The 24,449-nt window shown below is 44.9% G+C and carries 18 protein-coding genes; 9 read left to right on the forward strand and 9 right to left on the reverse strand.

Translation table 11 applies throughout. From position 1 onward, the window contains the following. The first annotated feature begins 198 nt into the window (after positions 1-198). A complete protein-coding gene (locus AAE02nite_RS02230) occupies positions 199-588 on the forward strand; it encodes a hypothetical protein (RefSeq protein ID WP_146894819.1) in 390 nt (129 codons plus the stop codon). 30 nt (positions 589-618) lie between these two features. After that, entirely contained in the window at positions 619-936 is a 318-nt protein-coding gene (locus tag AAE02nite_RS02235; protein ID WP_146894820.1) for a DUF1330 domain-containing protein, read from the forward strand. A gap of 21 nt (positions 937-957) precedes the next feature. On the opposite strand, the gene AAE02nite_RS02240 is transcribed toward AAE02nite_RS02235, so the two are convergent. From AAE02nite_RS02240 to AAE02nite_RS02250, 3 genes are all read right to left on the reverse strand, one after another. Further along, a complete protein-coding gene (locus AAE02nite_RS02240; RefSeq protein WP_146894821.1) occupies positions 958-4,677 on the reverse strand; it encodes a metallophosphoesterase in 3,720 nt (1,239 codons plus the stop codon). 175 nt (positions 4,678-4,852) lie between these two features. After that, complete coding sequence (locus AAE02nite_RS02245; RefSeq protein ID WP_146894822.1) at positions 4,853-5,557, reverse strand: carboxypeptidase-like regulatory domain-containing protein; 705 nt, start codon at positions 5,555-5,557, stop codon at positions 4,853-4,855. A gap of 338 nt (positions 5,558-5,895) precedes the next feature. After that, the gene (locus AAE02nite_RS02250; protein WP_146894823.1) at positions 5,896-6,192 is read right to left on the reverse strand and encodes an SH3 domain-containing protein; all 297 of its coding nucleotides are present in this window, start codon (positions 6,190-6,192) and stop codon (positions 5,896-5,898) included. A 752-nt stretch (positions 6,193-6,944) separates the two neighbouring features. Between AAE02nite_RS02250 and AAE02nite_RS02255 the strand changes: the two genes are divergently transcribed. From AAE02nite_RS02255 to arr, 3 genes are all read left to right on the forward strand, one after another. Then, positions 6,945-7,190 carry a hypothetical protein gene (locus tag AAE02nite_RS02255; RefSeq protein WP_146894824.1) on the forward strand — a complete coding sequence of 82 codons (246 nt, stop codon included), beginning with the start codon at positions 6,945-6,947 and terminating at the stop codon, positions 7,188-7,190. Between the two features lie 574 nt (positions 7,191-7,764). Further along, positions 7,765-8,406: a hypothetical protein gene (locus AAE02nite_RS02260; protein WP_146894825.1), complete on the forward strand. Its 642-nt coding sequence runs from the start codon at positions 7,765-7,767 to the stop codon at positions 8,404-8,406. 497 nt (positions 8,407-8,903) lie between these two features. Continuing rightward, on the forward strand, positions 8,904-9,251 hold the full coding sequence (gene arr, locus AAE02nite_RS26990; protein ID WP_371863458.1) for an NAD(+)--rifampin ADP-ribosyltransferase: 348 nt from the start codon (positions 8,904-8,906) through the stop codon (positions 9,249-9,251). Positions 9,252-9,361: 110 nt separating this feature from the next. Here arr and AAE02nite_RS02270 read toward each other — a convergent pair whose 3' ends face one another. Next, positions 9,362-9,976 carry a hypothetical protein gene (locus tag AAE02nite_RS02270; RefSeq protein WP_146894827.1) on the reverse strand — a complete coding sequence of 205 codons (615 nt, stop codon included), beginning with the start codon at positions 9,974-9,976 and terminating at the stop codon, positions 9,362-9,364. Positions 9,977-10,310: 334 nt separating this feature from the next. Continuing rightward, complete coding sequence (locus AAE02nite_RS02275) at positions 10,311-10,604, reverse strand: hypothetical protein (protein ID WP_146894828.1); 294 nt, start codon at positions 10,602-10,604, stop codon at positions 10,311-10,313. A 465-nt stretch (positions 10,605-11,069) separates the two neighbouring features. Between AAE02nite_RS02275 and polA the strand changes: the two genes are divergently transcribed. Continuing rightward, on the forward strand, positions 11,070-13,913 hold the full coding sequence (polA, locus tag AAE02nite_RS02280; protein ID WP_146894829.1) for a DNA polymerase I: 2,844 nt from the start codon (positions 11,070-11,072) through the stop codon (positions 13,911-13,913). Between the two features lie 193 nt (positions 13,914-14,106). On the opposite strand, the gene AAE02nite_RS02285 is transcribed toward polA, so the two are convergent. The 4 genes from AAE02nite_RS02285 to AAE02nite_RS02300 all read right to left on the reverse strand — a co-directional run bounded on the left by AAE02nite_RS02285 (position 14,107) and on the right by AAE02nite_RS02300 (position 20,160). Beyond that, positions 14,107-14,571 (reverse strand): lipocalin family protein, encoded by a 465-nt coding sequence (locus tag AAE02nite_RS02285; protein WP_146894830.1) that lies wholly within the window; start codon positions 14,569-14,571, stop codon positions 14,107-14,109. Positions 14,572-14,931: 360 nt separating this feature from the next. Beyond that, positions 14,932-15,441, reverse strand: a complete 510-nt coding sequence (locus AAE02nite_RS02290) for a hypothetical protein (protein ID WP_146894831.1) — start codon at positions 15,439-15,441, stop codon at positions 14,932-14,934. 363 nt (positions 15,442-15,804) lie between these two features. Beyond that, positions 15,805-17,292: an SGNH/GDSL hydrolase family protein gene (locus AAE02nite_RS02295; RefSeq protein WP_146894832.1), complete on the reverse strand. Its 1,488-nt coding sequence runs from the start codon at positions 17,290-17,292 to the stop codon at positions 15,805-15,807. Positions 17,293-17,349: 57 nt separating this feature from the next. After that, positions 17,350-20,160 (reverse strand): TonB-dependent receptor, encoded by a 2,811-nt coding sequence (locus tag AAE02nite_RS02300; protein ID WP_146894833.1) that lies wholly within the window; start codon positions 20,158-20,160, stop codon positions 17,350-17,352. A 504-nt stretch (positions 20,161-20,664) separates the two neighbouring features. On the opposite strand from AAE02nite_RS02300, the gene AAE02nite_RS02305 reads away from it, so the two are divergent. The 3 genes from AAE02nite_RS02305 (at position 20,665) to AAE02nite_RS02315 (ending at position 24,442) form a co-directional block, all read left to right on the forward strand. Continuing rightward, positions 20,665-21,558: an NAD(P)/FAD-dependent oxidoreductase gene (locus AAE02nite_RS02305; protein WP_146894834.1), complete on the forward strand. Its 894-nt coding sequence runs from the start codon at positions 20,665-20,667 to the stop codon at positions 21,556-21,558. A 91-nt stretch (positions 21,559-21,649) separates the two neighbouring features. Further along, positions 21,650-22,612, forward strand: coding sequence for a zinc dependent phospholipase C family protein (locus AAE02nite_RS02310; RefSeq protein WP_246150739.1), 963 nt, complete (start codon positions 21,650-21,652; stop codon positions 22,610-22,612). 324 nt (positions 22,613-22,936) lie between these two features. Next, the gene (locus AAE02nite_RS02315; RefSeq protein ID WP_146894836.1) at positions 22,937-24,442 is read left to right on the forward strand and encodes a sensor histidine kinase; all 1,506 of its coding nucleotides are present in this window, start codon (positions 22,937-22,939) and stop codon (positions 24,440-24,442) included. Positions 24,443-24,449: the final 7 nt, after the last annotated feature.

Consider the following 24,449-nt stretch of genomic DNA (forward strand, 5'->3'; position numbering starts at 1 on the left):
GATCGATGCGCCATTGGTGGTGTTATCACCGCCAATCTTAAAGCTTTTTGTAAACAGAATACTTTTTCTAGCGAAGCTCATTTATTACCAGTTAGCAGGATTTTGTCTATAATCCAATTCCTGATCTTATAAGTTTGAAGTCCGCAAAGAATATTGATTTAAAAGAAAATCATTGATATAACCATAAGCAGCATCCAGATGAAATCTGCGGTCTTGATCTTTTTTCTTGGGTTAATAATTCCGGTATGTTGTGATGCGCAAACCAGCAATATTGGTAAAGCAACTGGCGACAGTGTTATGATTACCATATTCCTGAAACATCAGCAGGATAAAAATTTAAAAGAAATCCAGAAAGTACAGGAATCTAATAAATTGTGGGAAATATTCCCACCCAAAGAAGCGCGGGTAGTTTCGTGGTACGTTATGATGGGTATTGGGCAAGTGGTTACGGTTAAAATTCCGGCATCTGCTTTAAGAACTTTAAACCTGGCTATTGAAAACGGGGCTTGGGGTGCTTTCGATACCGAGTTTTACCCGACCTACGATTACGTACCGGTTTGGCAGAGTAGGGTAAAAAGTAAAAAATAATGTTTCTTACCTGATTTATAGCAGTTCTGTATGCCGCCAACTCAAGTTTACTACACTTTATTAGTATATATCCGCGAAGGCCAGGAATCCATATATCAGGACTACGAAAACAAAGTTTTGCCGCTGCTGCCGAAGTATAAAGGAAAGCTCGAACTCCGGTTAAAAAATTCTATAACTTCTCCCAACCACCCTGATGAAATCCATGTTGTATCCTTTCCGACAATAGCTGATTTTGAAGCCTACCGGAACGACCCCAAAAGGCTAAGTCTTGCCAGGTTATTTGAGGCGTCAGTTGCCAAAGCGGTGTTGATTCAGGGCATAAAAGTAGATTCAGAAAGTTCTGGTTAATACGTTTGAAAATTGATTTCCCTAATTATCAAACCGGAAACCGGCGCCAAACTGAAATAATATATTTTCTTCGCGGGAATGCTGTATTAAAGTAGAAAAAGTAAACCGCTCGGTGAATGGTGCAATGTAAAAACCGCCGCCGTATCCACGGTGCCAGCCGCCGGCTGCTTCGCCCTGATACCACACTTTGCCCTGGTCGTAAAACGTGAGGAGACCATAACGGAAAGGCAGAAATGAATTGTTTACCTGCCCGATATGGAAACGCAGTTCGGAGTTTAGGTAAGCACTGGCATCGCCGGAGAAGCGGTTTTGCACAAAGCCCCGCAAGTTTTGGAGCAAGCCCAGGGTAGTATATTTATAAAAAGGCAGGTTTTCACCGTAGTTTTTAGCCCCACCCAACCGCAAAGCCAACGTTATGGGTAAGCCCAACCGAGCAGTGGCATAATAATCTAAAAAGCCTTGGCTAATACCAAAATAATCTTTGGAATCTTGCAGCCGGCGAAAACTTTGGTGACTAGCATATAGCCGTAAGCCTTTCTGGGTAAATATGGGCTTGTCGCGTAAATCTAAGTTAAATATGGCACTGGCTCCGGCTAATTGCTGGTCTGCTAAATCGCCTTGCGGCCCGGTATTTTCTTCTATAAATGAGCCCGGCGTTATCCGCGAAGAGAAGGTTTCGTAGCGCGGCCCAATCCGGAAATAACTGCGGCGGAAAAACTGCCGCTGCAAATACACATGGCTAACCAAACCGCTAAAGCGGGCTACATAATAATTATCGTCGTATAAGTTTTCGTTTTTAAAGGTGTTGTTGCCCAGCCCGAAAAAGTTGTAGAACGGAAAGTTGCGGCCAATATCCACGAAAGTACCCGCATCCCAATTACCCAAAGCCTGGCGCCAGGTAAAATCGGTGGTAAGTTGCAGGTTGCCGAATTGCGTAGCCCTAAAGTTTACGCCGTACAAGCTGCCGTAATCGGGTTTCCGGAAACGCTGACGTTTGTAATTAATACCAAAAGTTATGCCCAGACCATCGCTTTTATTGTATAACAAACTGCCGCTGGGGTTGTACGTGTTATACTCGAAAGCCTGGCGGTTATATTGGTTTATGTTGGGTTTATCGGCGGTACGGTTGCGGCTGGCGGGTCCTAAAGCTAATTTGGTGTCGGAGTTGTCGTAAATAAGGGTGTTGCCTCGCAAACTGCGGCGCACCTTAGATGCGTCCTGGATGCTGTCGTTGCCGTAGCCCCCAATTACCCGCACCCGGATACTGGTGGGTACCTCACCACTAATAGTTACTACATCTTTGCCGTCGAAGGCGTACAGCCGGATTTCTTTGGTTTCGTTTTTATAGAAAGTGCGGTCGAAATAAGGTTTGCCTTCTTCCTGGTTCGTGGTTTTATCTTTTTCGAATACTTGCACCCTTACGCTGGCATCGGGCAGGCGTTCTACTTTAAAATATTCGTTTTTATTCGAACCCACCACATCTACGTAGCGGGCCAATAATTTGTAATATGCTTCCAGCGCCTGGGGTAAACGCTCGCGGCGGGCCTTTAAGCGGCGGCCAATTTCCTGGCCATCCGTGGGTATTATTTCGGGCGGTAACTGCGCAATGGCTTCGTGAATTACCTGGTCAGTCATTTTGTTTTGCAGGTAAGTCGCTAAGTTCAGCCAGTCTTGTTTATTCAAGGAAGTTAATAACAACCGGTCGAGGTGTCGGGCCGTCCAGGTTAAACTGGTAATGCCGCCTAATTCTTCGTCGAAATTCTGAATACTGAGCGAAGCCCATTCCCGGTCGGCGAGCCAGAAAAATAAACCTTCCCAACGGCTAAAAGCTTGGTCGCGGTCGCGCGGAATAGGCCGGTAAAGGCGTTGGTTGCCGTTTTGGTATTCGGCCCAGCGCCAGTTATCAGCGTGCCGATCGGTGTCGCCGATAAAAATATCGAAAGCCCGCGCTCTGCCGTAAGCCTGCACGTCTAAGCGGTTGTCGTGGTCCTGGAATAATTGCCGGAAGAAGCGGTAACTTTTTTTAATATCGTCGGATTCGCCAAAAAAGGTTTTGCTATCTTCCGAGTCGCCGGGCCGTTCTTCCAGAAAGCCGATTAAATTTTTGTATTCGTCGCGTAATGGGCCAAAAGCCGGGTCATCGGCTAATACATATAATTCGGGTCGGGCGTGTAAAATATCGGTAGCATCCAGGAGTTTGCTGGCAACCAGTGCCCCGTAGGGCTGTGTGGTCGGGTTTATTTCCTGCAATAAATCGGTGATAGCGGTGTAGCGCAGTTCTGGCGGCACTACTCCAATTGGCTCTTTGGTAACCGACCGGAACACGTATTGCTTTTTGTTAGGTGCCTGCAACCGCAACGTTTTTGTTTGCAGGCCGCCCCCTGTTCTCAACAACGATAAATTTTGTGGGTTTTGACCCAGATGAAAATAAGGCAGCTTTACGGGTTGGGTCCAGCTTTTGCGGTAGAGTTCACCCAGAAAGAATTTTTTAAACCCAGAAGCTTTGTATTCCGGACCGGGGATGACGGTTGCAAAACTTTTTGGTTTGGCCGCAGGAATATTATTTTTTTCAGGATTAGTGCCTAATGCGGTAATACAAGGACCAAAAGATGGGTTAACGGGTATTTGCTTATTTTCGGCCGGCTGACAGGCAGAGGTAAATAATACTTTGGTGGCTAGTTCCTGCAAACCGCTTTTGGTAAACGTATAAAAAGTACTGGTTACTTTGCCGCTGGTATAATAAGTAAGTTTGCTGAAACCCGTTTTGGCTTCGTTTACCAGACTTAAGGCATTTTTCCCTACAAAATCTTGCTGTACAAAACTGCCCGATACCAAATGGTAATTTTCTTCGGAATAATTTAGCTGCAAATTATAATCGTGGGCAGCGGCGTATATTACGGGTGGATTTTCTTTTAACAAGCGCTCCATTTTTTGTTTAAATGCTTGGTAATCCGGATTAGCCATGTCGCGGGGTGTGCCTACGTTTTGGCGGAAGGCAGCGTAGAAACTGCCTAATATTGGGAGCGGTACGCGATTGGCCGGGTTGCGGTCGGCGAAGGGAAATAAATGTTTGCGGAGCGGCATGCGCCCGCCGTACATGCCGTTGGAGATGATGGGGTGATGCCCAACCAATAAAATATTGCGGTTACCGGCTTCCGCAATCGCATCTTCCAGTTCTTCTAAAAAATCTTCGCGGGTATTTATTTTACAATCGGTATCGGGTTCGGTGGGCTTTTTATGCGGGTGCATCCACCATTGTGTATTCAGGGCAATAATGCGTAAGCCAGAGCCAATATCTATAATTTCGGGTCCGGGGCAACCTTGGCCGGGTAACAAAACTTGTTTGCGGTTCAGGTTGCGGCTCAAATATTCTTCCAGGCGCTTCACATCGCTTAGCCCATCGGGTCCCGAATTATCCCAATCTTTATCGCCGGGTACAAAATACATGTTGCCCAGCGGGTTGGTGTTGGTAAGTTGCAGTAGTAAATCGAGTTTATCGGTAGTTAATTTTTCTTTTTTGCCCAAACCTTGGTTAGCGGCAATATCGCCGAGGTGCACCACCGTAAAAGGGTTCTTTTGCTTGCTTAATTCCTGCTGAAATGCAGTAAGACTTGCCTCCGGCACCGCCGCCGTAGCCGTGTTGCCAATTAAATATACCTGGTGCAGTACGGAATCCGGAGTTTGCGCCCGGGTAGCAAAAGCCAACAGCCAAAAGTAAAGGAATAATAATTTTTTTGTCATTTTGTAGCGGTGCCGGCCTGCGCAAATATTTTAGCCCTAAGCGTATTGGTAAATATTTATCAACACATACTTAAGGCCGCGCTGTAATGTTGGGGCAACTACAAAAAAAGCCAGGCTTCGCGGCGTTATCGCAAAGTCTGGCACCTAAATTAACGATGGCCGGTTAGCCGGCAGCTTAATAATGCAAGTCGAAATTATTCAGCACAAAAGGCTGTACGTAAACCGAATCTTTTAGCTCCTGGGTTTGGCCATTGTGCGTTACTTTATATTTCAGGCGGATATACGTATTACCGGCTACCTGGCCTAAGTTTAAAGTTTGTTCGCCGGTACCTGTAAAAGTAAAAGCGCGGGGTGCTTTTACAATGCCCATTTTTTCGCTTTCGCAGTTAGGGCAAGTAACCGCAATTACATCGGCGCTGGCAGCCGGCGCGTTGTTTTTGAGCTTAACCGCCAGCGTACCCAACGCATACATCGGGAACTGAAAGTTTTCTTCTTTTTTAAAATATTCCAGGAGTTGAAAATCGGCGTAAGAATCCGGAAAACCGTTTTTGCCTTTTGAGAATTGTTTGTACGTGTAGCCGGGTTTGTTTACTTCAACCCGGTAAACATCTTCAACCCGTTCGTAAGCAAAGGCAAATTTGCCGCTGACATCGGTTAACGTTTCCTGCACCACCCGCGCATGCACCAGTATATTATCGTCGTCGGCAATTAATTGTACCGTAACATTTTCGAGGGGTTTACCGGTGGCCTGGTCTACAACGGTACCGCTTACTTTACGGGATTTATCCAGAATGGAATCTTCGGTACAGGAGGTAAAAAGAAATAAAAGAGCTATCAGCGACAGCCCGGCTAAATTTATTTTAGAAAAGAACGGGTTCATGTAAGAATAATGCGAAGCAGGAATAGACAGAGAAGCGAGGTAAGCAGAATATTTATTTGTAAAGAAAATTTGCTGGCTTCCCGGAAAATGCTTGCTGATTATCCGGGAAGCCAGCTTTTAATTTTTGAAGCATACTAGCGGAAGCCTTACGGGGCTAGCAGAACTGGTAACGAGCAAGCAGCCTTACGGGGCTGTGTTTCGTGTTGGTGTTAAGCCTTACGGGGCTTGATTCAAGTATAAGCCTTACGGGGCTCAGTTGGGGTAAAGCCTTACGGGGCTAAACCAATCTGGGGTGACCGTTGGCTTACGGGCGAACGGTCACCCCAGATTTTACAAGCTTACTTTTTAGCAATTACTTGCTGAGTCGCCGGCTTAGCTGGTTTGGCTAACTCTGCCGTTAATACGTAACCAACTTGTCCGTTTACGGTTACAATGGTCCAGCTTTGGTTGTAGCGACGTACTACTACAATCTCGTCGGCGCTTTTCAAGGCTTTAAGTACTTCGGTAGAAGTGCCGGGCTGGCGGTACATTTTACTGTTTTCGTAACGCGCACTAGCTGTTACTACCTGGTGGCCATCGGCAAAACCAAAAGCGGTTTGGGCGGCCAGGGCTAAGGTTAAAATAATCTTTTTCATAGTTTTTGGTGTTTTAGGGGTCGGGGTAATTATTTATTCTATTGTTAACAGCTAAATTATTCTTGGTAATGTGCTGTTGTTTAAAGTTGTGCAAGCGGCGTGCCAAATATTTTGCTTTACTATATAACAGCTTGAAATATTTAACAAATTGGGCTGGCTTGCTGTGCGTTAGCATTTCAAAGGTGCAAAAAGCTTCGATTATCCTAAAATAATATTCCCTGAAGTGCTCATTATACCGGTTGAATGACCAGATTAATACCTTGAATAGCATAGACCGGTAGGCAAATATTCTTATTTAAATTTATAGAATGATTAAATAATGCCTGCCAGCATTTAAATATTTAGATAAAAGACAGTTAGAAGTATTTCCGAAGGCGTCCGTATCCGGACAGCGGTGTACGATTATGTAGCAACTGCTCCGTTGTTCAGGAATTTTCCGGATAGAAGAATAGATTAAGTTTAAAGCCCAAAAGAAGGTTCAGCTATTTTTTTTAATAGCTCCGATGCTTCTTTAATCAGACGTGAAGTAAGATACACCTAGGTACAGGCTAACGGGTAAACTAATCTTTTTGCAAAGAAATTTATTTGAACACAGAAGAAGCAATAAAGACCGGAATTTTTATTCTGTATCTTTATACTTGTTTATATATATAGTATATTCGTTGGTTTAGGTGCGTTTATATCTTAGAAAATGGTGGTATGAATGCACCACTTACGTTTATAAATGAGTTGGCCATAATTTTAATCAGAATATGATAAGAATACTGTATCTCTTTTTAATCACTGTTCTTTTTTCATCCTGCAGTGAGCAGAAAGAAGTATATGAGTACTACAGATTTGGAAAACAGATTACACCAAGTGGTAAGTTTGTCATCTACGATTATGCTAGGTATGGACCAATGGCTTTTAGTTCAGACATTTCTAATACGGAGTTATTTAGAATTGATGAAGAATTTAAGGAAGGTGAAGGCCAAGAAATTGATGGTTCAATAAGTTAATGGATTTCTAACGATACCTTATTAATCTTCAATTTTAAGTCTGACCTTGAACAACCAAAGGATACCTTACCAATAAAGACAGAATATACTAAGCTTGGAGACTTTACGGTAAAAACAGTTTATTACAAGGCTAATTCAGGAGGAAGAGCTATTTATGACTTTGACTCAGTTGCTACTACAAGCGATTCAGTATTTATCAGAACAGTTTCAGATAAAAAAGGCAAGCAAGTTTTGCGTTTCCCACTTGGTGCAACTACAATCAAAACAAAGGCAGATTCAATAGTTCATATTGCTGTCGACACTCGACTTGAAAAAAGCATGAACTTTGTTCATAAGAATCCTGATGGAACCTTTACAAGCAGACTACCAGAGGTAGGAACCACATGGTACGACTTAACACCGATAAAAAGGATTTCTCCGAATGGACTAAATACAAGAAAAATCTTCTGGGAGGAATAAAAAACTTTGGCCAACAAGGTATAAAAGTCAAACTTCGGCTAAGCCTCGTTCGCCTTCTATACAAAGCGTTGGCGGCAATGCTAAGAATCAATTAGATAAAATTCAAAACAAACTGGTGAACTTAATCTATAAGGGTAATAATGAAATCCTATTAAATCTTGCTAAAAAGAATTTGGCAAGAAATAAGATTGAACTTGCTGAGTATACTCAAAAGTTTATCGACGAAAACGCGAATGGGACAGCTAAATCCTTCGAAGAATATGTGCCTGAATTCTCTGAATTAGAAAATATAGATTGGATTTTCTTAAATTCTATTTTTATTGCGCTCTACGCAAATTTTGAAAATCACATTTTAATGCTTTCAAAGTTTGTGGAAAGCAAGAATTTAAGTCCTATTACTTTGAATGACCTTAAAGGCATTGGTTATCTAGACCAATATAGAAAATATCTACATCTTATTGGCCAAATAAAAAGTGCAGAAAAGAACGCTTACTGGGAAGAAATTGATATTTACAAGTTAGTAAGGAATAAATTAGCTCATGAAGGGGGCTTCTTTGTAAGAAATCCAAAGTTAAAGTTAGAAAGTCAGAACGGATACAAATACCTTATGGACAATAAGGTTTTACTAGCTGGTTCTTATGGACATATAAGGATAAGAGAAATACATTTTTTAGAAAAGTTTGTAAACTTATCAAATCAAGTTTCTGACCAGTTAGTTGAAGAGATAAATAAAAGTACGCCCGCCAACCACGTGTAAACGCCAGCTCCGGCCGATGGCCTCCGCTGCCTTTTACACAAGTCCGTAGCCGTTGTGGTAATACACTTTATTGGTTGCCAGACTGGCAAAATATTTAGAAAATGGAATTCAACTCAAACAACCATATTGTTAAACGCTGTCTGCAAGGTATGGTCATGGAAGAAAATGGCCAACCGGAAGAAGCAAGCAAGCTGTTTCAGCAAGCCTGGCACGAAGCCACAAACGACTTTGAAAAATTTTTGGCTGCTTATTATGTAGCCCGCCAGCAAAAAAATATTGCCGACAAACTAAAATGGCTCGAAACAGCTTTAGGGTTTGCCTTAAAAATAAACAACGATGCCGTTAAGAGTGCTTTTCCGGCGCTGTATTTAAATATTGCCCAATGTTATGCAGACTTAGGCGAACCGGAGAAGGCAAAACAGCAAGATGCTTTAGCCACTACATTTAAAGATAAACCATCCGACAAAGGTCCTTTTTATCATGGCACAAAAGCAGATTTGCAGGTTGGCGATTTGCTGACAGCAGGGGGGAGTTCTAATTACCAAGCTGAACTCAAAATGAACCACATTTATTTCACAGCCCTGGTTAATGGGGCAGGGCTTGCGGCGGCATTAGCCAAAGGCGATGGACGTGAACGGGTTTATATGGTTGAACCAACCGGGCGTTTCGAAAATGACCCGAATGTGACAGACAAAAAATTTCCGGGTAACCCAACCCGCTCTTACCGCTCCGAGGCACCATTAAAAATTGTTGGCGAAGTAACCGATTGGGAGAGACAAACACCTGCGGAAATCCAGCAATGGCGCGAAAAGTTGGCCAATAACAAAGGCGAGATTATTAACTGATGCTCTTTGGCAAGGGTACTTTAAACCAAAGTGGCCTGTAATCTTACTGAAATTACAGGCCACTGAAACCGTTGCTGGCTTACGGGCCGGCAAGGCGGGTTTAAAAATAATTAGCCGTTTATTTTTGAAAAGCTACTGGAGTTACTGCCTCTTACGGTTTTGCCGTTCTCCAAAGTCAGGTTGTATTCCAGGGTGTAAGTATTACCAGAGCCAGATACTTTAACTGTACCGCCAGTGGCGTGGATGGGCGTTTCATCCGATAACATGCGGTTGCCGTTCGTGTCGATATAAATCTGGGCATCGCCAAATACCGATTTACCTTTATACTTTTGTTCCAGTTGGCTTTCGCTCAGGCTGCCATCATTGCCATTATCAATATAATTAAAGGTGCCGGTATTAAATTTATCAGTTCCATTAGAAACCAGCTCGGTATAAATGGCAAAGCTGCCGCTTACTTCTTCCACCGTCCCGTTCCGGTATAAAATATTGCCGTTGGCTATATAAAAATCGTTAATGTAATGGGTATCGTCATCGCCATACAAGGTTTCGGCCCCGTACTCCACCATCAGGCTTTCATCCATCTCGTATTTGGTACCATTGTATTCTACTTCGTTTTTGGCTGGTTTCGGATCGTCTTTCTTTTCGAATAAGCTACAGGAGGTTGAGGCAAACGTGAGCACCAGGGCCAAAGTTGATAATTTGAGGGTGTTAAATGTTGTTTTCATAGTTTTGTTTTTGCGTTAGTTTGGTGTTTTTTGGTTTGTTTATTTTTGAATAATTTAGGCTGCTTTAAACACACCTCCTGCGGCCGGCTCTGGCGGAGCCGGCTTTAAATTTTTGCTGCAGGTTCAGGTATTTTTTAGAGGCACCAGCGGAAGCCTTACGGGGCTAGCAGCACTGGTAACGCGTAATAAGCCTTACGGGGCTTGGGTGAAGGTTGGAATAAAGCCTTACGGGGCTTTTGGGGTTTAGCCTTACGGGGCTAAAAGGGTAATTAATGCTAAAGGCTGGAATTTAAAGTTTGCGGTCTGCCTACGGAGCTTACCGAAACCCTAACCTTTACTTTTTAGCCATTACCGCGCTGTTAGTGGTTTGGGGTTTGGCCAATTCCGTCGTCAGCATGTAGCCTACTTGCCCGTTCACGGTTACAATGGTCCAGCTGCTGTTGTAGCGGCGCACTACCACAATTTCGTCGGTGCTTTTCAAGGCTTTGAGAACTTCGGTAGAAGTGCCGGGCTGGCGGTACATTTTACTGTTTTCGTAACGGGCACTGGCCGTTACCGCCTGGTGGCCGTTGGCAAAACCGAAAGCGGTTTGAGCGGCCAGGACTAAGGTTAAAATAATCTTTTTCATAGCTTTTTGGTGTTTTAGGGGTCGGGGTTTAATTTTTGTTGGCAACCAACGGTTTGTTATCTGGTTGCGTTACAAATTTGCATCAGGATTTAAGCGAATAAAAATTAGTTTAAATGAAGGGCCGAAGACACCGGATGAATGCCTAAAATAGGGGGTTAAAAGCCGATGATAACCAGCCCGGAACGGGTAGTTTATTAGGTTGTTAAGTAGCTGATAATTATTGGTTTATTGGCTTTAAGCTATGTATTTTAAACAGTAACTCCTGGTAATAGCAGTGTTTTGGGGTAAGTTTATCTCGGCCCGACAGACCGGTTGCGCTAATTTTTAGACTTAAAATAGAGACTTAATATTTAGCCAAAAGCCATTAGCTTTGAGGTTACACGAAGGTGCCTGAACAAAATTTTTACAGATAAGTTAATAAGGGTAAATCAGGCTCTATTACGGCCTGACAGCCCAACGTATTTTATGAGCGAGAGAACCAAAAAATTGTTTTTGCTGGATGCCATGGCCCTGATTTTCCGGGCGCACTTTGCCTTTAGCAAAAATCCCCGCATTAATTCCAAAGGCATGAACACCGGGGCCGCCCTCGGGTTTACCAATACGCTGTTTGAAGTTTTATCCAAGGAAAAACCCACCCACATTGGCGTGGCTATGGACGGGCCGGAGAAAACTTTCCGGCACGATAACTTTACCGAGTACAAGGCCCACCGCCAGGCCATGCCCGAAGATATTGGCATTGCCATTCCGTACGTGAAAAAAATTGTGGATGCCTTTAATATTCCGTTGCTGATATTGCCGGGCTACGAAGCCGACGACATTATTGGTACGCTTTCCTGCAAAGCCGAAAAAGCCGATTTTGACGTGTACATGATGAGCCCCGATAAAGACTTTTGCCAGTTGGTAACCAACCACGTGTTTCTGTACAAACCGGCTTTCCTGGGCAACGGCGTAGATATTTTGGATGTGAAAAAGGTTTGTGAAAAGTGGGAAATAAGCAATGTAAAGCAGGTAATTGATATTCTGGGTTTGCAGGGCGATGCCGTCGATAATATTCCGGGTATTCCGGGTATCGGCGAAAAAACCGCTAAATCCCTGATTCAGAAATACGGCTCCGTTGAGAATTTAATTGCCCACGCCGACGAACTGAAAGGCAAGCAACGCGAAAATATTATCCAATACGCCGAGCAAGGATTATTGTCGAAAGAACTCGCTACCATTCATTTGGATGTGCCTATTGCTTTCGACGAAAGCCAGTTTGAGTACAAGGGCCCGGATGTGGCAAAATTAACGGCCTTGTTCGAGGAGCTGGAATTCCGGCAACTGGCGCAGCGGATTTTGGGTACAAGTCTGGCAACTGCTCCGGCCAAAACCCCCGTTAAGACTACCCGCACCCTGGTAAAAGGAAAAAAATCGGATCAGCAAAGCTCTTTGTTCGAGGATCTGGACGAAATATTGGTAGATGCGCCGGAACCGGCGCCGTTGCCGGCCGGCCAGAAAAAAAATATCAACAACACGCTGCACGATTACCATTTAATTAACACCCCGGAACGGCGCGCCAGCCTGGTAAAATATTTAAAGCTGCAAAAAGAAATTTCTTTCGATACCGAAACCGACCGCCTCGACCCGATTACCGGCCGTATGATTGGCATGTCGTTTTGCTATTTGCCCGGCGAAGCCTATTACGTAACCGTGCCCTTAGACTTAGTTGAAGCCCAGCCCATTGTAGACGAATTCCGCGAAATACTCGAAAACCCGAATATTACCATCATCGGGCAAAATATTAAATACGATATCCTGATTCTGAAATCGTACGGCATTGAGGTAAAGGGGAAAATATTTGATACCATGCTGGCTCATTATTTACTGGAGCCAGATATGCGCCACAACATGGATTTGCTCTCCGAGACGTACCTGGGTTACACGCCGGTTTCTATTACCGAACTAATTGGTAAAAGAGGAAAAAAGCAACTTACCATGGCCGATTTAACGCCGGAAGAAGTGTATGAATATGCCTGCGAAGATGCCGATGTAACCCTGCGCCTGAAAAACTACTTCCAGCCACTGCTGGAAAAAAATGGCCTGATGAAGCTGTTTACCGAAGTAGAAAACCCTTTGGTGCCGGTGCTGGCGGGCATCGAGAAAGAAGGCATTGCCATTGATGCCAGCGCCATGGCCGAATCTTCGAAGGAATTATCGGGTTATATGGCGGAGTTAGAACAGCGCATTTACGAACTGGCCGGCACCCAGTTTAACATTGGCTCACCCAAGCAGCTCGGCGAAATATTGTTCGAAAAGCTGGGCATTCAGGAAAAAACGAAAAAAACCAAAACCGGTCAGCACGCCACCGGCGAAGAAATATTATCGAAGCTGGCGCACAAACACGAAATTGCCCAGTTAATCCTGGATCACCGGGAAATGGCCAAGCTTAAATCGACCTACATTGATGCGCTGCCGCAATTAATTTGTGAGTCGGATGGGCGGGTGCATACATCGTTTAACCAGGCCGTAGCGGCTACCGGGCGTTTGAGTTCTACCAACCCCAACTTGCAGAATATTCCCATTCGCACTGAAAAAGGCCGCGAAATCCGGAAAGCTTTTGTGCCGCGCAATCAGGATCACTTGCTTATTTCGGCGGATTATTCGCAGATTGAATTACGCATTATGGCCGATTTCAGCGGCGATGCCACCATGAAAGAAGCTTTCCAGCAAGGTTTGGATATTCACGCCTCTACGGCGGCCAAAGTATTCAGGGTGCCCATCGACCAGGTAGACAGCGATATGCGCCGGAAAGCCAAAACCATTAATTTTGGTATTATTTACGGTATTTCGGCTTTTGGTTTGGCCGAGCGCCTGAATATTCCGCGCCGCGAAGCCGCCGATATAATTGAAGCATATTTTCAGGAGTTTCCGGCCGTAAAAGGTTACATGGACGAAGCCATTGGTAAAGCCCGCGAGCAGGAATACGTACAAACTTTGCTGGGCCGCCGCCGCTACCTCCGCGATATAAATTCGCAGAACGCCAATATTCGGGGTTACGCTGAGCGCAACGCTATTAACGCGCCTATCCAGGGTACCGCCGCCGATATTATTAAAATTGCCATGATTCACATCCACGATTGGCTGAACGCAGAAAAACTAAAAGCCCGCATGGTTTTGCAGGTGCACGACGAATTGCTGTTTGATGCGCCGAAAGCCGAAATAGACTACATAAAACCCCACATAGAAAATTTAATGAAAAATGCGCTGCCCCTGAGTGTACCCATGGAAATTGGGATAGGTGTAGGGCAAAACTGGCTCGAAGCGCACTAAAGAAATAAACCCTCAGGCCGCCGGTAAGTGGCCTGGGGGTTTATCATAAATATTGCCAACCTGTAGATAGTGGTATTTTATACCAAATCGTATTTACATCCTTCCATAGCTAATTAACAAATATTATTAAAGCCCACAGAGCAATATTTCCTGTAGTTTACTATGGAATATAGTTTGTACTATTTGGTATTGATTATTGCGGGACATACGTGATTTTTAAAACGTAATTATAGCCCTGTTCGGTAAAAGTGCGTTCCAGCACCATTTGTTTTGGTGTTAGCTCCAGTATGGTGTAGGTTTCGGTAAAATGCCCGCGTTGGTACGGATACGTCCATTTTAAAATATTATCCGCAATAACCCAGGTGCCTTCCTGGTAAATCTGCGGGTCGTTCTGGTAACACCGGGTAGCGCCCTCATCAATCATATATTTACCATCCGAAGAAAACTTATAAATATCGTCTCTGGTACAGTTGGTAACACTGGGCGTTGTAAACAGGTCGTAGGGCGGGCTCGTATTTTCCGTAACCAGATAATTCGTAATCTTCCAATCTTTGCCAACGATTAGTTCGGAATTACTGGGCGGATCATTATCTTTCTCACAGCCAACAAACACCAGCACTAAAACCAGCATTACTAAAAGGGAGTTGAGGTTTCGCATAAGGAATAAGTTTAAGTAACAGGTTTAGAGGAGTTTGTTGCCGGGAATTAACAAGATTACAATTGCATCAGCCATTCTGAAATTTCTTCAACGGTAATTCTTTTGGACAGATACATGCACACCAATTTTAATTAAAATAAAATTATATAATTCTGATTCTTAAAGGCTTCGGTACGGGGCAGGCGGAGAATATCCTAAAATACAGAAAAATATTTAAAAAGAAAACCACCTGGTATGCGGCCTTCTATTTTAATAAATCAGGACTTATGCGAACTATAATTACCTAGGAGCTGAATGCCGGCCCACAAAAAAAGCCACTTCAGCAGTGGCTTTTTTTGTGGTATAACTAAACCCAAGTATTTATTGGGCAGTAAAAGTTAAATCTATTTTTGAAGGAACTGCTGTTGTGGTGCCAGGTAAGGTTAGGCCTTCGTTAAAAGTTACTTTTAAAGTCTGGTTGGTTAGTGTTACAACCTTTAAGTTTCTAGGCGCTGAAGTAGTTAAACCATAGGAAAGTAAAATATTGCCGTTAATTGTGATTACATCGCCGGTGGTAGCATTTTCCTGGAAGCTCCAGGTACCCGGAACAGTTTGTGGTGCGTTAGGTGTACATTTTGTTGGCCCTTCGTCAACCACCACCACGCCGCCAGTGTTAAAATCTAAAAAATTATCTTTTTGGCAATCAACCAAAAGACCATAAAGATTAAACTCAGTGGATAAACCGGTAGGTACAGCCTTAGCTTCGGTAACTTTCCAATTCTTCGACATTATAATTTCTTCTTTTGTTGGTTCGGCATCGTCGTCTTTATCGCAACCGGCAATTACAAAGGTTAAAAAGAACAGGAAGATTAACGCACTATAATTTTTCATAGTAAACAGATTAAATTTAATAATTTATTGATTGATGAAGCAAAAGTAGTAAAACATTCTCCAGAATAATACTCCTATTTAAAGGTGAAAAATAGAGAAAGTAACAAATCCCTCTATTCTCATCCGCTCGTTTTTAATTTTAGTTGCATCCATAATTCTATCCGCATACGGTAAAGTCGGATACCTGGTAATATAATCCGGAGAATAAAAATGCCTGCGTACCGGTTGAAATTTGCTGATTCCAACACCTGGCTACATTACGAAAGCTTAACGCAGACCTGTTGGTTTTATTCTGGGTATAAAAAAGAAAAGCTGCGGATAAGGCAGCTCTTCTTTTTATTTGTATGGGGTAAGGCAGTGCATTTATTGCGAAGGAAGCGTGTTCAGGCGGTAATCGCTAAGTTTTACGGGCGGCAGCGTAGAACTGAAAGCTTCATTAATGGCTTTAATAAAAGTATTAGCAATTAAAGCCTGCCCGCGTGGATTTGGGTGTACGCCATCTAAAGAGAAAAGCCCGGCCGGCGGAGCTAACGTGTTCTGGAGGCTGGTTAAATTACTTAAAGCAATATTTACATCAACCAGGGCTAAGCGATTATTGCGGCCGGCTATTTCCTGCTTAATAATATTGTTAAAGGTGGTAACGCGGTTGGTTACCAGGGTCGCCTCGGCCTGATCCAGCACGTACTGGTTGGGGATAGGCGTAGTTATGCCCCAACCGGCCCGTTGCGCCGGATTGCAGGCGCTGATAGGGCCGGACAGTAAATTATCCTGCGGGGTTAACAGGGTCAGGAAGTCTTTGGTAGGGTCCAGGTGGCGCAGGCCGGTAGCGGTGGTAATAACCGGGTAGTTTACTTTGCCAGCCTTAAAATTTACGCCCGCTGCTGCGGGCCCAAACTGACCGTAAGCCGCATTAAGCGCGGCTGCCTGGGCGGCCGATAAGTTAAACGGGATTGGCGCATTGGCTCCGCCGGCTACCAAGCCGGCATTTACCAACTGAAAAAAGGGCAACTTCGTTACATCCGGTATGGTGGCCACGGCGCCCTTGGTATTTGCCCCGGTTCCGAGCAAGGCATCTAAAGCGCTTTTCAGTGCCGCGCCAAATACCAGCGGGTCGGTCATGTCGTTCGGGCCGTAAGTAGCTGCATTGATACCCGGATTAGCGTTGGCGTTGCCGCCATTAATGGCATAAAGCAACACATCGTTAGAACCCAGCCAGTAAGTAAAAAAGGTGCCTTTGGCCGCTACTGCATCGGCGATAACGCTGGCCGCCGGCGAGGACGCAAAGCGCCAGAAAAATGGATTGCCGACCGTAGGGCTGGCACCATAACCCGGTATCAGCACATGGTAGCTGCGGGCCCCCGGTACCCCAAAATTATTCAGGGCAGCTTTATCGCCGGTAAAAGGCGCGAGATTTTCGCCGGGCAGGGAAGGGCCGGGCGTTAACCCCAGGGTTTTGGTGGCATCGGCATTGGGGCAAGTGGGTAATAGAAACTTTAAACGGCCTACCGGCACCTGATTTCCGCCCACGGTCGCAAAACCACCGAAGCCGGCCCCTTCTTCCGCTCCAAATGTTGGAAAATTAAAAGGTTTGTCGCCGTTTACGGATTTCATTCTCTCGGCCAGCATTGCCGCATATGAGCTTTGCTGACCTTCCAGGTAAAGAGCATTATCCATAAACCCGGCCGTAATGGAATTGCCCACGGCCACGTATTTGCTGAAGTCGGCGTTGCCGGCTACCGGCGGGGTTCTGGGATTGGTCGGGTCTTCGGCCGGTTCGGGCGGGGAATAGGAACAGGCGGAGAAAATACCGCTAAACAAAAAGCTAACGGCGAGTAATTTTATATTTTTCATGGGGATATTCTGTTTAAAAATGCATAGCTGTAAAAACCACTTTACCGGCTGGCCTGCTTATTTGAGTAATTCGTCGAAGGTGATGGAAAGGTAATAAACCCCGCCCACGTAGGGCCCGCCGTAAACCGTGCGGTAGTAGTTGTTGGTAATGTTAGAACCGCCCAGTTTAAAGATAGATTTTAGGCTGGGTACCTTATAACTTACCTGCGCATCCAAGGTGCCATAAGCCGGAATTTCGGCGTTGTTAATTCCCGGTATAAAGCTCGATTGCCAGATATAAGAATCGGACCAGCGGTAAGCCACACTAAAACCAGCATTCTTATAGAAGTTGCGGTTGGCCAGGGTTACGTTAAATTTCCATTCGGGGGTGTTAAAGCCGGGCACCTGGTCCGGATCATGATTTTCGCCCAGGTTTAGTTTATTCCAGTTGGTATTGCCGCTAAGGGTATACCCCCGGGGTAACGAATACGTCAGCCCCAGGCTGGCTCCCTGGGCGGCTACTTTCTGGGTGGCATTAGAATACAACTGGTACGGCTGGAAATTATTCGTAGCCACATCAAACGCCACGGCCTCGTTGCCGGTGTTGGTTTCGTTGCGCACCACCTGGCTGTTGCGGGGCTGAATAACCGCGTAGTTCAAAATAAAATTATTATAACTGCTGTAATAGTAGTTTAAATCAAATAACAAAGATTTATTCAGCGTCAGGCCTTTGTAGCCAATTTCAAAAGCTTTTATCTGCTCTGGCTTTACGTAATTCACATTGGCCGGCCGCAACAGCCCGGCCCGCTGGATTACTGCCCGGGAAGAGTTCGTGCCACCGGCCACATCGGCTCCTACCTGCGCGGCAAAAGCCTGCACCGACGATAAACTGACCGCATTAGAATTATTGCCATACAAGTTAAGTCCCTGGCTGTTACTCGGTACGCCCCCTACTAAAATAGCCTGGCCTACGTTTAAGAAAATAAACTGGTCTTGGGTAGTAGGGTTCCGGAAGCCGGTCTGGAAAGAAGCCCGCAGGTGGTGGTTTTCGGCTAAGGTAAATACCGCCGAAGCGCGGGGCGTGAGACGGCCTTCAAAATTTTCGTTTTTGTCGAAACGCAGCGAAGTGGTTATTTTCAGGCGATCGCTCATCAGGTTTTTAATGGCCTGCACATAAGCACCGTATTCGTAAATGGTAATATCGTTGCCGGTGGTGTCACTGAAAATAGTTCCTTCCGAATTTAAATCGAACAGCCGGTAACTGCCGCCCACTTGCACATCGGCAATTTTATTTGTCCACTTGCTAAAATCGTACTGGCCCTCGGTGTGATACATACGGGTTGCATCTATAAATTGGGCACCGGTCCGGAAATCAGGCTCGCCGGCAATGCGGTTTTTTTCTTTTTCAAACTCAGGCGTACCGGGTAAAAGCCGGTTGCGGTCGGCAAAGGCGCGGGCTGCATCGTGGTTGCTGGGCGTAACCCCGGGTACTCCGCCCAGATAGGCACCGGCATACTCGGTAAACCACTGCTGGTCGGGTTTCCAGGTCCGGTTTAGGTTAAGCGCCAGAAAACGGGAGTCGTAAGAATTGCCGGCATCTTCGAGGGTGGCATACGACCGCAGGAAGTAGTTAGCGCCCCGCAGTTCTACTTTGTGTTGCTGTAAAATAAAATCTTTAATTCCGTAGCGGTTGGCGCCCTGGTATACGGCGGTGCCCTTACCGCCTCTGTATTGATAAATAGCTTCCAAACCTTCGGTTATCCGGTAATGGAGGGCAGCATCGCCTTTTATGTTAAAGGTATTGTAGTCTACCAGGTATTTTTCTTCGTAAGGCGTGCGTGCTACCCGCACCGAAGCGCCGCCCGGGCCAATAGGTAAGCCGGTAACGGCCTCGTCGCCGTATAAGTTTAAACCATTGTAAGCCGGATTACTCCGGTCGTTACCCAGGGTAGCCCGGGTAAAAGGGTCTACGTTTTCCGTACTGCTGGCGTGCCAATCCAGTGCTTTGGAATAAGAAAAGTTTACTTTAAAGGCGAACCGGTTCCGGAAGGCTTTGGCGTAACGAATCATGCCCTCGTACATCGGGCTGGCATCGGCATTGGGGCTGTTAATATGGTTTACGCCTATCCGGCCCATGGCGCTCAGCCCCTGAAACTCAAACGGGCTTTTGCTGGTCATGGAAAGGACGCCGTTAAAAGCGTTAGGACCGTATAAAGCCGAAGCGGCACCCGGCACAATCTCTACGCTGTGCGCATCCAAATCCGAAAGGCCTACCATATTGCCGATGGGAATATTCAAACCGGGCGATTGGTTGTCCATACCATCGATAAATTGCACAAAGCGCGGGTTGGTAGTACTGTTAAAACCACGGGTATTTATTATTCTGAAACCCATGCTGCTGGTAATCATATCTACCGATTTCAGGTTTTGCAAACCTTCGTAAAAGTTAGCGGCCGGGGTTTCGCGGATGGCTAATATGTCCATCTTCTCAATGCTGATGGGCGCGCGTAAAATATTCTCTTCTACCCGCGAAGCCGTAACCACCACTTCCTGCCCCAAAGCCGAAACCTCGCTCATCACCACATTCAGGTCGGAACGGTTACTACTGATGCTAAACTCCTGGGTTTGAAAGCCTACATAAGAAAAAACCAGCGTGAAAGGGATTTCGGTGGTAGTGGTAAGCGAATAGGTGCCGCGGTTATCAGAGGTAGTGCCAATTACTCTGCCTTTTACGTGAATATTTACCCCCGCCAGGCCCTCATTGGTTTTGGCATCGGTAACCCGGCCGGTTATGGTAACACCGGTCTGGGCAAAAGCTTCTATCCCACAACTAGTTAGCCAGGTAATCAGAAGTAAAATAAGAGGGGGTTTAAGTAAATGTTTAAACATGATTTCTAAGCAAATTATTTCTAAGTTTGTGCGTGAACAAATTGTAACAAAGTAATTATTTATTGGATTTAAAGCAAAGTAAAACGCATATATTTTGTGTGTAAAAACGCCCGTATTTGCTGCAAACCGCATATTGTATATTTTATAAGCTATACTTATTGCCTTTTATCTATTTTCAGAACTATACTTTTTATCTATTAATAGAAGCGCTAAGTAACGGTCGTGTTTGGGTTGTATAGGCTAAGTGTTTGCAGACTAAAGTTTTATAAAGCGTAAATTATTCTTATGCATTTTCCTGCCAGCTGTTTTTTTCAATATAAATTACAAGATATCCGGCAAAAATCATCTCTATCGGTAGCAGGTACTAAGTATAGATTAATGTTTAAAAGCAGGAAAGGTAAACACCGGTATTCAGAGCTTTTGAAAAAAGATTATTTTTTGCGGGTTTTTGTTTACCAAAATGGTTAAATCCCGTTAAGTCATAGCTGTAACTTTTAGAAATTTATGTACGATGTAACCATTATTGGGGGAGGACCGGCCGGCTTAAGTGCGGCTTTGCTGTTGGGCCGTTGCATGCGCAAAGTTATTGTTTTTGATAGCGGAGAATACCGCAATGCCTGGTCCGATGCCATGCACGCTTTTATTACCCGCGATGGCATTAATCCCCGCGATTTTATAAAAGAAGCCCGGCAGGACCTGGAGAAATATGATTTTGAGTTTAAAGCCAAAGAAATAGTAAGTGCCCGGTGCGCCGGCGGCTTTTTTGAAGTGACCGATAGCGAGGATCAGGTTTATCTTTCCCGGAAATTATTGCTGGCTACCGGCATTCAGGATCGCTGGCCCCAGATACCCGGTTGCGAGCCTTTTAACGGTAAAAGTATTCACCACTGCCCTTACTGCGACGGCTGGGAGCATAAAAATACGGCCCTGGGCGCGTACGGCAAAAACCGCGATGCCATTGGCTTATCGTTATCGTTAAAAACCTGGAGCAGCGATGTTACGCTTTACACCGACGGCACCCGCCGCTTGCGGGCCGCCGATACCCAACTATTGGAGCGGAATAAAGTTAAAATTTGTACTGCCCCCATCGAGCGACTGGAAGGCGAAGGAAGCAAGCTACAGCGCGTAGTTTTTAAGAATAACGGCAGCATGGCCTGCGATGCCATCTTCTTTTCTACCGGCCAAGACCAGCGGGCTACTTTGGGGCGCCAGCTTAACTGCGATTTTACGAGCAAAGGCGTTATTAAAACCTATCATCAGCAGCAAACCAATGTGTCGGGGCTTTATGTGGCCGGCGATGCTGCCCGCGATATGCAACTAGTAATTGTGGCCGCCGCCGAAGGTACCAAAGCCGGCGTGATGATTAACAAGGAGCTACAGGAAGAATTCCGGATGTAATTTGCTTAATAACTTTCTGCCAAATTTAATATAAATCAGGATAGATGTTTACATAGCAACCGGTATAGCATATTTAGGGATGAGAAAACGAATGGTTTTTTTGTTACTGCTGATAGTATGCCCGGCTGGGAATATTTTTCCGTGGGGCTTTTATGCGCACCAGCGCATCAACCGGCTGGCGGTTTTTACCTTACCACCCGAAATGATAAGCTTCTACAAAAAGCATATTCTGTATATTTCGGAAAATGCCGTTAACCCCGATAAGCGGCGCTACGTGGTAAAAGCCGAAGGGCCGCGCCACTTTATTGATTTGGATGTGTACGGCGATAGCGCCGTGTACAAATTGCCCCGTAACTGGCCGGATGCCGTGGCTAAATTTGGCGAAGATTCGCTGGCGAAACACGGCGTTCTGCCCTGGCATTTAACTTTGGTAAAATACCAGCTAACCGAAGCTTTTAAGCACCACGATGTACCCGCTATTCTGCGCCTCTCCGCCGATTTAGGTCATTATTTAGCCGATGCCTGCGTACCCTTGCATACTACCCGCAACTACAACGGGCAATTTACAAACCAGCACGGCATTCACGGGTTTTGGGAATCCAGGTTACCAGAGTTGCTGGCTGGCAATTATGATTTTTTTGTAGGACCAGCCGTTTACGTTGACAAGCCACAGCAAAAAGCCTGGGATATTATCAGCCGGTCGCACGCCGCTTTGGATTCCGTGTTTAGGTTCGAGAAAGAAGTAGCAGCACAACTACCAGAAGACCGAAAATATACTTTTGAGGAACGCAATAATATTACCGTAAAGACCTATTCCAAAGTGTATAGCACCATCTATCATCAAAAACTGAAAGGCCAGGTAGAGCGGCAAATGCGCTACGCCGTTTGGCTGGTGGGTTCTTTCTGGTACACCTGCTGGGTAGATGCCGGCCAGCCCGATTTAAATAATTTACAGCCCCTTACCGAAGAACAAAAATCCCAATTGGAAGCCGAGCGCCAACAGTTAAAGAAGCTAGTGGTACCTGACCGAACGCACGAAACGGAGGCAGATTAATATTTAGGCATCTACTTTATTCGCTAGTCATTAGCCCTTGCCGCGTGTTTTCACCAGCAAGTAGTTGGGCACAGGCTTCCAAATTGGCGGTGATAACACCACCAGTGGCGATCATCGCTGCTTTTAGTCTAAATATTAAACAGCTTCTTAGATAAAACTAGATTTAGTTATTTCGACAAATCCAATATGGCTTATTTACTTTAGACGCAGTATAAAGAGTTATTTAAAATAATCAAGCGTTTTATCCCAGTTTTCGGGGCCTTCGTCACATTTTATATTTTTCGTGGGAGCTATAAATTATCATTGTGGTATAAAAGCTACACCATGAAAGATTTAATCTATAATCCGGATACCTTCAGAAAGATAGAATTTTGGGCGGCAACCACCATTTTTGTCTTTGCCGTTTTTTCGCTTATTACTTCGGAGGGTGGTCGCAATAGCTATTTGTTTGAGGAAGAAAATATTCCTTTCCATTATTACCGGAATTATTTTTTACCCCATTTAATACAGTATTCAGTTCTATATGCCGCTTTTTGGTTTTTAAATTTCAAGGTAATTCCCCGTCTAATTCAGAAAGAAACCTTATTCCTGAATGGCTTTTTTATATTATTTACCTTAATAGCTGTTTGGCTGGTTTTTGGTATTACCGATACCTATTTAAAAAACTACCTTTTCCAGGAATACGAATCGGAGCAGGAAACCTACGACTTTATCTTTCAGCGCAGTTTTCTGTTTGCCTTGTGGCTCCTGTTTATTTTTGGCTTTTATACCGTAGTTAAATATGCCGGCATCTACTTATTATCTAATTCCGAAGCTATTCAGGCTAAATACCGGGTAATTACCCGCGATGGTCTGCTGGCTATTGTGTTTTGGATGGTGAGTATGTTTTTTTTACTTATTGCCGATGCTGAAATACCGTTAATAGTAGGCTGGGGAATAATTGGGCCGAGCAGCATTATATTTTATCTCTACTCCATATCCCGGCTTATTCCGGTTTCGCTAACCAAAAAGAAACCATTTCAGGCTTATCTTTTAAGAACCCTTCTGGTATTAATAATCGCCTATTTGCCCGTTAGCTTGCTCGGATATCTGCTTTCGCCGCACCGCGAGTTTGGCTTTGTAGTAAGTTTATTTAATACTTTTGTGCAACTGTTTTTAACCATGCCGCTTTCGTGGGTGCTGTTTAAACGGCAGATGCGCGGCAGCGAAGAGGTATTTGTGCTGAAAAAAGAACTCGGCCGCTCCAACGCCAACCTCGATTTTCTACGCTCCCAGATAAACCCCCACTTTTTGTTTAACTCCCTGAATACCTTGTATGGCACGGCCCTGCAGGAAAACAGCGAGCGCACGGCGCAGGGTATTCAAATGCTGGGCGATATGATGCGGTTTATGCTGCACGAAAACCACCAAACCAAAATATTGCTTTCCCGCGAAATTGAATATATGCGCAACTACATCGAGTTGCAGTCGCTGCGTACTTCTACCACACCCAATATTGTTATTCAAACCAAAATAGCCGACGTACTGGCCGAAAAATTTATTGCGCCCATGTTGCTGATACCTTTCGTGGAGAATGCTTTTAAACACGGCATCAGCCTGAAGCAAAAATCCTGGATTAAGGTAACCCTTCATTACGAACAAGATAAGTTGTATTTTGATGTGTACAACAGCACCCACGCCAAGCCCGAACAAGATCCGGAGAAAGATAAATCCGGCATTGGGCTCGAAAACGTAAAACAGCGATTGGCCTTACTCTACCCCAACAAGCACGAATTAATTATCAGAGAAACCACCGAAGAATTTTTCGTCCACCTGACGCTCACTTTGTAAAAATATA

This window comes from Adhaeribacter aerolatus (genome assembly GCF_007991635.1).
Classification (GTDB): Bacteria; Bacteroidota; Bacteroidia; order Cytophagales; family Hymenobacteraceae; genus Adhaeribacter; species Adhaeribacter aerolatus.

What these genes read in the sequence shown, in the direction of transcription:
- AAE02nite_RS02230 (WP_146894819.1), top strand. Translation starts at nt 199, where the DNA reads ATGAAATCTGCGGTCTTGATCTTTTTTCTTGGGTTAATAATTCCGGTA.
- AAE02nite_RS02235 (WP_146894820.1), top strand. Translation starts at nt 619, where the DNA reads ATGCCGCCAACTCAAGTTTACTACACTTTATTAGTATATATCCGCGAA.
- AAE02nite_RS02240 (WP_146894821.1), bottom strand. Translation starts at nt 4,677, where the DNA reads ATGACAAAAAAATTATTATTCCTTTACTTTTGGCTGTTGGCTTTTGCT.
- AAE02nite_RS02245 (WP_146894822.1), bottom strand. Translation starts at nt 5,557, where the DNA reads ATGAACCCGTTCTTTTCTAAAATAAATTTAGCCGGGCTGTCGCTGATA.
- AAE02nite_RS02250 (WP_146894823.1), bottom strand. Translation starts at nt 6,192, where the DNA reads ATGAAAAAGATTATTTTAACCTTAGCCCTGGCCGCCCAAACCGCTTTT.
- AAE02nite_RS02255 (WP_146894824.1), top strand. Translation starts at nt 6,945, where the DNA reads ATGATAAGAATACTGTATCTCTTTTTAATCACTGTTCTTTTTTCATCC.
- AAE02nite_RS02270 (WP_146894827.1), bottom strand. Translation starts at nt 9,976, where the DNA reads ATGAAAACAACATTTAACACCCTCAAATTATCAACTTTGGCCCTGGTG.
- AAE02nite_RS02275 (WP_146894828.1), bottom strand. Translation starts at nt 10,604, where the DNA reads ATGAAAAAGATTATTTTAACCTTAGTCCTGGCCGCTCAAACCGCTTTC.
- polA (WP_146894829.1), top strand. Translation starts at nt 11,070, where the DNA reads ATGAGCGAGAGAACCAAAAAATTGTTTTTGCTGGATGCCATGGCCCTG.
- AAE02nite_RS02285 (WP_146894830.1), bottom strand. Translation starts at nt 14,571, where the DNA reads ATGCGAAACCTCAACTCCCTTTTAGTAATGCTGGTTTTAGTGCTGGTG.
- AAE02nite_RS02290 (WP_146894831.1), bottom strand. Translation starts at nt 15,441, where the DNA reads ATGAAAAATTATAGTGCGTTAATCTTCCTGTTCTTTTTAACCTTTGTA.
- AAE02nite_RS02295 (WP_146894832.1), bottom strand. Translation starts at nt 17,292, where the DNA reads ATGAAAAATATAAAATTACTCGCCGTTAGCTTTTTGTTTAGCGGTATT.
- AAE02nite_RS02300 (WP_146894833.1), bottom strand. Translation starts at nt 20,160, where the DNA reads ATGTTTAAACATTTACTTAAACCCCCTCTTATTTTACTTCTGATTACC.
- AAE02nite_RS02305 (WP_146894834.1), top strand. Translation starts at nt 20,665, where the DNA reads ATGTACGATGTAACCATTATTGGGGGAGGACCGGCCGGCTTAAGTGCG.
- AAE02nite_RS02310 (WP_246150739.1), top strand. Translation starts at nt 21,650, where the DNA reads ATGGTTTTTTTGTTACTGCTGATAGTATGCCCGGCTGGGAATATTTTT.
- AAE02nite_RS02315 (WP_146894836.1), top strand. Translation starts at nt 22,937, where the DNA reads ATGAAAGATTTAATCTATAATCCGGATACCTTCAGAAAGATAGAATTT.